Genomic DNA, 10,200 nt, shown 5'->3' with positions numbered 1-10,200 from the left:
TTAGGATGACGATATAATGATAACTAATAACAATCAAATAAATTGAAATCATGAGTTTTTTAACATTAAATTTAGATACAGTTAAACTGAGTGATGAACAGTTCTACAAAATCTGTCAAAATAACCGCGAATTACAATTTGAACGTAATACTAAGGGAGAATTAATTATTATGTCCCCAGTGGGAGGTGAAAGTGGTAATAGAGAAGCTGACCTAATTATTGATTTGGGAAACTGGAATAGGCAAACTGGTTTAGGTTATACATTCAGTTCTTCTACTATCTTTAAATTGCCTAATGGTAGTGACCGCTCTCCAGATGCAGCTTGGATTCGTAAAGAACGTTGGGAAACTCTTACTGTAGAACAAAGACGTAAATTTTCCCCCATCGCACCAGATTTTGTTATTGAGTTAAGGTCAGCAACTGAAAATTTAAAAATATTACGTTCTAAAATGGAGGAATATTATAGATGCAGGGGTATTATTAGGGTGGTTAATTAATCCTCAAGACCAGCAGGTAGAAATTTATCGCCAGGAGCAAGATGTGGAAGTGCAAAATATTCCTACAAATTTGTCGGGTGAAAATGTCTTGCTCGGATTTAATTTAAGTTTATCTCAATACTTTTAAATCTAGAGAAATGGAGAGTTTTATTAACATTCAAATAAGTTGAAATTATGAGTATTTTAACATTAAATTTAGATACAGTTAAATTGAGTGACGAACAGTTCTACAAAATCTGTCAAAATAACCGCGAATTACAATTTGAACCTAATACTCAAGTTTCAAATAAGCTATGAAGGAGTTAGTAAATGGAAGTAGAAAGTTGCCGAGTTCATCCTAGTATGTGGAGAAGTAACCCACTTTTATTTATTCTCTATCTGTGTTTAATTCTATTATTTGGAGTCGGAATTTTATTGCTACTTATATGGTGGATTAAAAGTCAAAATACAACATTAATAGTAACAGACAAGCGTACAATTTTACAACAGGGTCTACTAAGTAGATACACTAATGAAGTAATGCACGTTCACATTCGTAATATTCAAATTCAACAAAATATGATGGAACGCTTGTTTAATATTGGCACTATCAAAATAGCTAGTGCTGGAACAGGGGATATAGAAATTTCCATATCGGGTATTCCCGCACCTAACAGAATTAAGGCAACAATTGACCATTATCGTTTATAAAGACTCAAGCATAACAATACTAAAATTTTTGCTACATTTTCCCTCATTTTTCAGGCTATGCTTTACAAACATCTTTCTTAACATAAAACGTAGACATTAGAGAGAAGTTATGTAATTTCCCTTAATATCATGTCCGAATGATTAGGTATAAATAAAATATTTGGCGATCGAGAGGATATATTTTAATCTCTCCCCTACTCCCCTACTCCCCTACTCCCCTACTCCCCTACTCCCCTACTCCCCTACTCCCTTACTATCTTAATTATAAGTGTTCAACCGGACATGGTATAACTGGATATTTCGGGAGAGTCAACGTATTTAATGCTTAGGCTTTTCTCTCCCCACTTCCCCATCTCTCCACCCCCCCATCTCTCTATCAGAAAAGGGTTTTAGGAGTTCCTTATAAGCGATAGCTTTTTTAGGAGAGATAGGGATAAAAATCCGTGGCATTCTTTTTCATACTTGATACAAAATAATACTATTAATAATATCTCACCCCTAAAAGCAGGGTTTTAATAAAAATTACATTAATGAGGTTTTATGCTGAATTTATTCTTGGTTAAAATATGCCTTCTTGCTTCTGTATTTTTGCTTCTGCCTTCTACCTTAATTTTGAGAATTAAAACAAAAGAAGTTCAGGCTATTTCTCTGAACAATAATCAAGTAAAAACTAGCCAAATAAATTGGGATATACTAACTCAAGCCTCGACCATATCGGCTAGTAGATTAGAAGCACAAGCACAACAACTTTTTCAAAAAGGAGATTTGTCTGGAAGTATACCTTTGTTAGAAGCAGCTATTAAGAATTATGCAGCTCAAGGTGATGATTATGCTCAGATAAGAGCGCTCAGAAATTTAGGTTTAGTTTATCTCAAACTAGGAAAATGGCAAAAGTCAGAAGATATACTTAATAATTGTTTAAATCTAATTCAACAAATATCAAATAATCAAACAACAGCACAACTTACGGCTAGTGTTTTAGAAGTAAAAGGTCAATTACTATTATCTATTGGTCAAGCAGAAGCAGCTTTAAATACTTGGAAAGAAGCCAGTAAAATTTATCAAGAAATTGAAAACTATCTAGGATTAACTCGTAGTAATATTAATCAATCTCAGGCTTTACAAGCATTGGGTTTATATTCTCAGGCATTGAAACAATTAGAAATAGCTAGAGAAAATTTGCAAGACCAGCCAGATACTATTATTAAAGCAAAAACATTACAAAGTTTAGGCGATGTAATGCGAGGGATAGGTCAGGTAGAAGCATCTCAAACAGTTTTAGAGTCTAGTTTGGCAATAGCAGAAAATTTACAAGCACCAGAAGAAATAGCTATAATTTTAATTAGTTTAGGTAATACAGCTATACTTCTAGAAAATCCCGAAGCAGCTAATTTATTCTATCAAGAAGCAATAGAGAAATCACCTGTAGCAGAAATTAAAATTCAAGCAATGCTAAATCAGTTAAATCTATTTGTAGAACAAAAACAAGATTTTGCTGCGACAGAATTAGTTAAAAATATCGATAATTTACTGAATCAATTACCAATTTCTCAAATTGCTATTTATGTCAGAATCAATCTAGCCCAGAGTTTAATAGAATTACGAAAAATAGTATTGGCAAATGACAATAATCAACCATTATATTCAACATTAAAAATTGCCGATTATTTGGTAAAAGCAGTTCAACAAGCAAGAAATTTAGCAGACACAAGAGCCGAATCTTATGCTTTAGGTAATTTGGGAAAATTATATGAGCATAATCAACAATGGAATGAGGCAAAAGACTTAACAGAAAAAGCTTTAAATTTAGCTCAATCTATTAATGCTGCTGATATTGTTTATCAGTGGAAATGGCAATTAGGTCGCATATTGACAGCTCAAGAAAATAAAGACGAAGCTATAGTCGCTTATTCTCAAGCAGTAGAAACTATCCGTACTCTCCGCAGTGATATAGTTGCCGTAAGTTCAGAATTAAAGTTTGATTTTCGAGATAGTGTAGAACCAATTTATCGTGAATTAGTAGAGTTACTTTTACAACCATCTGAGTCTGGTAAAACAGATACTATTAGTCAAGAAAATTTGAGACAAGCACGAAAAATAATTGAAGCTTTACAGTTAGCTGAACTGGATAATTTCTTTCGGAATGCTTGTTTAGATGCTCAACCAGTAGAAATAGATTTGGTAGATAAAAATGCAGCTATTTTCTATACAATTGTTTTGGAATATCGGCTGGCGGTCATCTTAGCTATACCAGAAAAACCTCTAGTTTATTACACAACAAATATATCAAAACAAGAAGTAGATTCAACTGTTCAAAGTCTGCAGGATGCTCTGACAAAACCTCAAAAAAGAATCTTTGTCGAAAACTATTGGGAACCTGCTCAAAAAATCTATAATTGGTTAATTAATCCTATTGACAAACAATTAGAAGCTAATAAGATAAAAACTTTAGTATTTGTATTAGAAGGAAGTTTGCGTAATGTTCCTTTAGCTAGTCTTTATGATGGTGAGAAATATTTAGCTGAGAATTATAATGTGGCGATCGCTCCGAGTCTGGAGTTAATAGATCCCCAACCATTAGCACGGAAGAAACTGGAAATACTGAGCATGGGAATAACTGAAGGTCGTCAAGGTTTTCCACCACTACCGAATGTGAGAAAAGAATTAGAGGATATTCAAAATCAAACTTCTAGTGAAATTTTACTGAATGAGTCGTTTACAGAAGAGGAAGCTAATACTGAAGTTGTTAATACTACTTATCAAGTAATTCATATCGCAACCCACGGCGAATTTAGTTCCAATATTGAGGATACTTTTATTTTGACTTGGGATGAGAAAATTAATGTTGAGGAATTACGAAATATGATTAGATCGGGTACTCAGCAAACCAGACCAATAGAATTATTAGTATTGAGTGCTTGTCGTACTGCTGCTGGAGATAACCGAGCAACATTAGGGTTAGCTGGAATTGCCGTGAGAGCGGGTGCAAGAAGTACCATTGCTAGTCTGTGGTATGTGAGTGATGAAGCGACTGCTGTATTGATGAAAAATTTATATCAAGAGTTAACAAACCCAGAAATTACGAAAGCAGAAGCTTTGCGTCGAGCGCAAGAACAAATTTTAAAGGATGCTCAAACAGGAATAATAAATCCAGAATTTCAGCATCCCTATTTTTGGTCAACTTTTATTTTAGTTGGTAATTGGCTGTAAATAATTGATAATTGATAATTGATAATTGATAATTTTTTATTGGTTGTTTGATTTGGTTGATTTGACAATAGTTGTTAGGAGTTTTAAGAGTTCTATAAAGTTAATTTCTGAGAATATAGCAATCCTATTTTATTAACGCTAAACAAAAATATGATTAGACAAAAAAAGATGATTAGACAAATAATTGAATCTGACTGGGGTTGTATTGCTGAAATTGAAAAGCAAGCTTATCCTTCCATTATAGAGTCTACTGGTGTCCGTAGGACGAATGCAGAGTCTATTGATGTCCTACGCGCGAAAAATATCCTTTCTCCTGAAACTTGCTTTGTATTTGAAGTTGATTCTATAGTTGTGGCTTTTTGTTTATCACACCCATATCCGGCAAACTCTCCTCCCAGCTTAAATAGCAAGATTGATGAAGTAATTCAAAGTTCAAATTTGTTCATTCATGATATGGCTGTTAAACAAACTCATTCTGGACAGGGTATTGCCACCAAACTATTTAACCATCTATTATCTGTTGCTGTAAAACTTAATTATCATTCTATGTCTCTCGTTGCAGTCCAAAATGCTTTTTCTTTCTGGGCTAAATTTGGTTTTGAGATTGTTGAAAACTTTTCTGTAGACTCATCCTATGACAAAACATCGGTATTAATGAAATTAGAAAATCTTGCTGAAGCACTAGGATATAGTAAATTAAAATCATCCCGCATTTATGCAACGCCCATAGCTAGATTCACCAAAGCCGATAATTGATAATTGATGATTACTATATCCGAATCCGAGTCATTGCGACTGAAATCGAAAATCTCAAAACTATTGCGCAATAGTTTAATGACAGCCAAAATAGCTATGTTACTATAACAGTATCTAAGAGAAGTAGTCGTGCAAAATTAATAATTTCGTCTCTAAGTCTGACAGAGTGAGAAGTTAATGCACAATTAATTTTGCTTAAGCACTTATAAAAACCGTTGCGCGACACTTGAAATAAAAATCAACTATTGTACAATAGTTGAATGAATAATCAAGCAAAGAGAAAGGAAGCGATCGCTAGTTATATCATATCCGGTTGAATGGGTTTGGAGACTAAACCCCTACGAAGATTTTAGGAAAGCAGAAGGAAGAAGGTTTTTTCCATTGTCATCTTAATTTTATATACGCTCCAATGCTACCGGACTTGATATTATATACAATCCGGATAATTACTATAGCTTGCGTCCGCAGCGACTGGAACGGAGTGGAAGGTTTGCGGAGCATTCCGGAACGGATAGCAATCTCAGAGATGCGCAGAGATTGCTTCCGCTTCGTCGCTGCGGACAACTGTTCAACCGGATTTTATATTAAACACTTTATCTAAAAATCTCAAAACTATAACGTAATAGTTTTAATCACTATTGGTAAAGACTTTAATTTGGGCAAAGGTTTGGAGACCAAACCCCTACAGTATTTATTGACATACTCCCGACGTTGCCCTTACGGGACAAAGCGGGATTCTTCAGTCTGGGAAACCCTGACCGCTGTTTATACAGAGGTGATGTCCTCCCCCTGTGTTGATCTGGATAATAACAAAATGTACCTAGCTTGTCAAAGGCATATGAACAGCTTATGAAGGTATCCGAATCTTAGCCCTGGGTTTCCCATACGACGCTAAAGGTGCGGGAGAGCGCGGGACTTCCCGTCAGGGAAGTTAAAAGTCAGAAGTAGGAGCATCTTGCCCCCGTATATTATAGCAACCGACTCGCTCAAAAGTCTAAAAACTGTTGCACAATAAACATCTCCCAAAAAGAGGGAGTAGGGGGAAATAATTGATTTTATTATTGACGATCGCCAGATGTCTAATAGTTTAATCAGGACTTACGCAAAGAAACCGGGTTTTTAGGATAAATCGTTGTTTTTAACAATAAATATTGACGAAAAAACCCGGTTTCTCGGTTCGCATGGCTTTAGTCCTGAATTATCAATTATCCATTATTCATTAATCTAATTCTCCTTCTAAAATAGTAGCGATCGCCACACTTGCATTATCTTGAAATTCTCGGACATTAACTCTATTTAACAAGAAAATTGACAGTATCATTCCTATTCCTGCTGCTATAAAAACCAAGCCATAAGCAAACATTGGTACATCAAATAAAAACCGACCAAAATCCAAAGCAGCACCACCAATAACTGTAGATAAACCTCTTGCCATTGCTTGTGCTAATCCCCAAGCACCGATAAAAGTTCCCGCTGTTTCTGCTACGGTTAAATCTAACATTAAACTGAGAGAAGCAGTAGTAGTTAAACCAGCAGCCAAACCATACAAAAATAAAGCACTTTTAAATAAAGAAACTTTACCAGTAAACCCAGACATAACTATCAAGATAAAACTAATAGTTGTTGCTATACATCCAACTTTTAAAGAATTTTTCTTACCCAGTCTTGGTACTACTAAAAATCCTGTTGTACCTAATCCAATTAAAGTTCCCATTCCCGAAACAGCATTCAATCTAGTAGTCTCAGAAATTGCCATAGAAAATATTTCCCCACCGTAGGGTTCTAAAACTGCATCTTGCATAAATAAACTAATAATTAGAACAAATACAAACGTAAAAAATAAACCCGTTTGTCGATTAGCCGTTAAAATCTTTAAAGTTGTTGCCAGAGTAATTTTATCTTCCCGGTTAGCAATAGTTGAACGGGTGCGATAACGAGAGTATTTTTGTTCAACTCCCACAGTACCAACAAAAGCAAAAACCAACACAATTGCTGGTACTTTAATAAACAAACTATTAACAGAAGCTTTAACAGTTTCTAATGGAGCATCCACACCAACTTGCTTCAACAAAATACTACTGGTAATCGCGCCAATAATAATTCCTACCATCAACATTGACCATACTATACCCACAACTTTAGAGCGATTATCCTCATCAGAAACATCTACTAATAAAGCAGCAAAAGGTGTACCACTAGCACTTAAAGCCAAACCATAAATTATAAACATTAAACCTAATATACCAATCCAAAAATAAGTAGGATTAGTCCAACCATTAATTCTTAAACTATCACCAACCTGCCACATAACTTGCACGGCAAAAAAAGCAGTCACCGTAAAAAAAACAGCTCCTATCCACATATAACCAGTCCGATGTTGACCAAATAAAGGTTTAGCATCAGACATACTCCCAAACCAAACTCTTGCTGGTGCCATAAATTGATATAATGACAAAGTTATTGCTACAATCGTGGCTGGTATTACTAATTCAGTAATCATCACTCGGTTTAAAACTCCGAGAGTTAAAACTGACATTATCCCTAATCCCATTTGATAGAAACCTAATCTAAACATGGTGAATAAATTAAGTTTGGGCGGAATTTTTTGATTGTCAATATTATCTGGTTTTTCTACTTGCAAATCTTCGGTTGTCATGGTTATATTAATAGGAGTGAATTAATATCTATTTAGATAGAAATTTGACTGACAATAGCTTATATAACCGTAGGTTGGGTTGAGAAACGAAACCCAACATTTAAGGGATTTGCAACTTAATAAAGTACCAATTATTAGTACATAAAAAAAGCCTGTTTCTGTCATTGCGAGGCGGTGATATTAGACTCAACCTTAATCGGAAAGAGTCAACCTAGCCGAAGCAATCTCTACTCTATAAATTAGCTGGTAGTCTATTTTTTTGCTAGTCCCTAGGGTTTTGTTGGGTTTCACTCCGTTTAACCCAACCTACATTTTTAGATGTGTCAGTCTACTACTAAGCAAATCATTATACATTAATTAGGAAATTTTTCAACATGGCAACAACTTCTTTAGGTAAAACAGGAATAAAAGTTAATCCCATTTGTATTGGCACCTGGGCTTGGGGCGATACACTTTTTTGGAATTATGGCAGTAATTATGGTGCAAATGAAGTAGAAGCTGCTTTTAAAACTTCTTTAGAAGCTGGCATAAATTTCTTTGATACTGCTGAAGTTTATGGCAATGGTTTATCAGAAGAATTGCTAGGAAAATTTATGCAAGAAACTGAACAACCTGTGCAAATTGCTACTAAATATGGTCCGATGCCTTGGCGGTTTTTTCCAGAGTCGGTTGCTGATGCTGTAACTGCTAGTTTGAAACGATTAATAGTGCCGAAAGTTACTCTTTATCAAGTACATTGGCCGTTCACTTTTTTGATGAGTCAGGAAACTTTATTAAATGCTTTAGCAGATGAAGTTAAGCAGGGCAGAATTGAAGCGGTTGGTGTTAGTAATTATTCTGCGGAAGAGATGCGTCAAGCTTATGAAATTCTAGAAAAAAGGGGAGTAATATTAGCAACAAATCAAGTGAGATATTCTTTGCTTTCTCGTCAAATAGAAAGTAAAGGAATTTTGCAAAAAGCTAGGGAATTAGGAATTACAATTTTAGCTTATAGTCCTTTAGCTCAAGGATTATTAACTGGCAAATATACTGTCGAAAAACAACCTATGGGCGCTCGTAGATTTGATTCTCGTTTTCAGAAGAGTGGTTTAGAAAAAATTGCACCTGTCATGTCTTTGTTAACAGAAATTGGGGATAAATATGATAAGACTGTGGCACAAGTTGCACTTAATTGGTTGATTTTTCAAGATAGTGTAATTCCTATTGCTGGTTGTAAAAATTCTGAACAAGTTCGACAAAATGCAGGAGCAATAGATTGGGAAATGACTGAGGAGGAATTTAATCAATTGGAAGAAATTACTCGCCCTTGGTTAAGTTGAGTTTATCCCACTAATACTAAATGAGTTGCTATTAGTGGGGATAATCAAATTTTGGCTGGGAGTATTGATGTAGCTTTTCTATTTTCTTAGCGGGAAGTTCAGTAGGGTGCGTTAGAGAAGCGTAACGCACCAAAAAAGAGAAAATGATGGTGCGTTACGGCATAATTTTAGATTTGACATACCAATCATACCTATACAGAAATGCCTAACGCACCCTACTGTATTCTGAAAAAGTGTTTCTATTTTTTGAACGGACTAGCGGGAGTATTGATGGAGCTTTTCTATTTTCTTAGCGGACTCAAAGTTAAGGGGTCTTCTAGGGAGTCTTCAAAAATAGCTCCTTTCTCAATGAGTTCTTGTTTTAATTCTCTAGTCATCCCTAAACTATTACTGCTAAATTTAGCATTCGTTACTATAGACTTTTCAAAGTCAACTCCAATGAGGTTAGTTTCACTGAGGTCTGCTTCAAAGAGGTCAGCTTCAAAGAGGTTAACTCCACTAAGGTTAGCTCCACTAAGGTTAGCTCTACGGAGGTCAACTCCACTGAGGTCAGCTTCAAAGAGGTCAGCTCTAATGAGGGATCTACTAAGGTTAGCTCCACTGAGGTTAACTCTACGGAGGTTAGCTCCACTGAGGTCAGCTTTAAAGAGGCTAGCTCCACTAAGGTTAGCTCCACTAAGGTTAGCTCCTCTGAGGTTAGCTCCTCTGAGGTTAGCTTCCCTGAGGTTAGCTTCACTGAGGTTAGCTTCACTGAGGTTAGCTCCACTGAGGTTATATCCACTGAGGTTATATCCACTGAGGTTAGCTAGACTAAGGTCAGCTTGACTGAGGTTAGCTAGACTAAGGTCAGCTTGACTAAGGTCAGCTTGACTGAAGTTAACTCTACTGAAGTTAACTCCACTGAGGTTAACTCTACTAAGGTTAACTCCACTGAGGTTAGCTTCACTGAGGTTAGCTTCACTGAGGTTAGCTTCACTGAGGTTAGCTCCACTGAGGTTAGCTCCAATGAGGTTAGCTCCAATGAGGTCAGCTCCACTAAGGTTAGCTCCACTAAGGTTAGCTCCAATGAGGT

Annotated in this window: 7 protein-coding genes and 1 pseudogene; 6 read left to right on the top strand and 2 right to left on the bottom strand. The window is 35.6% G+C overall.

Going from position 1 to position 10,200, the window contains the following annotated elements:
- The first annotated feature begins 50 nt into the window (after nt 1–50).
- From ACP6PK_RS08240 to ACP6PK_RS08220, 5 genes and pseudogenes are all read left to right on the top strand, one after another.
- Nucleotides 51–624: pseudogene (locus ACP6PK_RS08240) on the top strand (Uma2 family endonuclease).
- Nucleotides 625–671: 47 nt separating this feature from the next.
- Nucleotides 672–794 carry a hypothetical protein gene (locus tag ACP6PK_RS08235; protein WP_371357276.1) on the top strand — a complete coding sequence of 41 codons (123 nt, stop codon included), beginning with the start codon at nt 672–674 and terminating at the stop codon, nt 792–794.
- A 12-nt stretch (nt 795–806) separates the two neighbouring features.
- A complete protein-coding gene (locus ACP6PK_RS08230) occupies nt 807–1,187 on the top strand; it encodes a PH domain-containing protein (protein WP_094672254.1) in 381 nt (126 codons plus the stop codon).
- 612 nt (nt 1,188–1,799) lie between these two features.
- Nucleotides 1,800–4,397, top strand: a complete 2,598-nt coding sequence (locus ACP6PK_RS08225) for a CHAT domain-containing protein (protein ID WP_426559195.1) — start codon at nt 1,800–1,802, stop codon at nt 4,395–4,397.
- A gap of 150 nt (nt 4,398–4,547) precedes the next feature.
- Nucleotides 4,548–5,153: a GNAT family N-acetyltransferase gene (locus ACP6PK_RS08220; RefSeq protein WP_426559194.1), complete on the top strand. Its 606-nt coding sequence runs from the start codon at nt 4,548–4,550 to the stop codon at nt 5,151–5,153.
- 1,219 nt (nt 5,154–6,372) lie between these two features.
- On the opposite strand, the gene ACP6PK_RS08215 is transcribed toward ACP6PK_RS08220, so the two are convergent.
- Nucleotides 6,373–7,809 (bottom strand): BCD family MFS transporter, encoded by a 1,437-nt coding sequence (locus ACP6PK_RS08215; protein WP_426559193.1) that lies wholly within the window; start codon nt 7,807–7,809, stop codon nt 6,373–6,375.
- 374 nt (nt 7,810–8,183) lie between these two features.
- On the opposite strand from ACP6PK_RS08215, the gene ACP6PK_RS08210 reads away from it, so the two are divergent.
- Nucleotides 8,184–9,128 (top strand): aldo/keto reductase, encoded by a 945-nt coding sequence (locus ACP6PK_RS08210; RefSeq protein WP_426559192.1) that lies wholly within the window; start codon nt 8,184–8,186, stop codon nt 9,126–9,128.
- 281 nt (nt 9,129–9,409) lie between these two features.
- Here ACP6PK_RS08210 and ACP6PK_RS08205 read toward each other — a convergent pair.
- Nucleotides 9,410–10,200: pentapeptide repeat-containing protein (locus ACP6PK_RS08205; RefSeq protein WP_426559191.1), on the bottom strand; the 791-nt coding region annotated here is incomplete at its 5' end.

The sequence above is a fragment of the Dapis hubbardiae BLCC-M172 genome, from assembly GCF_050016015.1.
Classification (GTDB): domain Bacteria; phylum Cyanobacteriota; class Cyanobacteriia; order Cyanobacteriales; family Microcoleaceae; genus Trichodesmium.
Note: the sequence above shows the minus strand (reverse complement) of the source record. Positions and strands in the feature narration are given on the sequence as shown.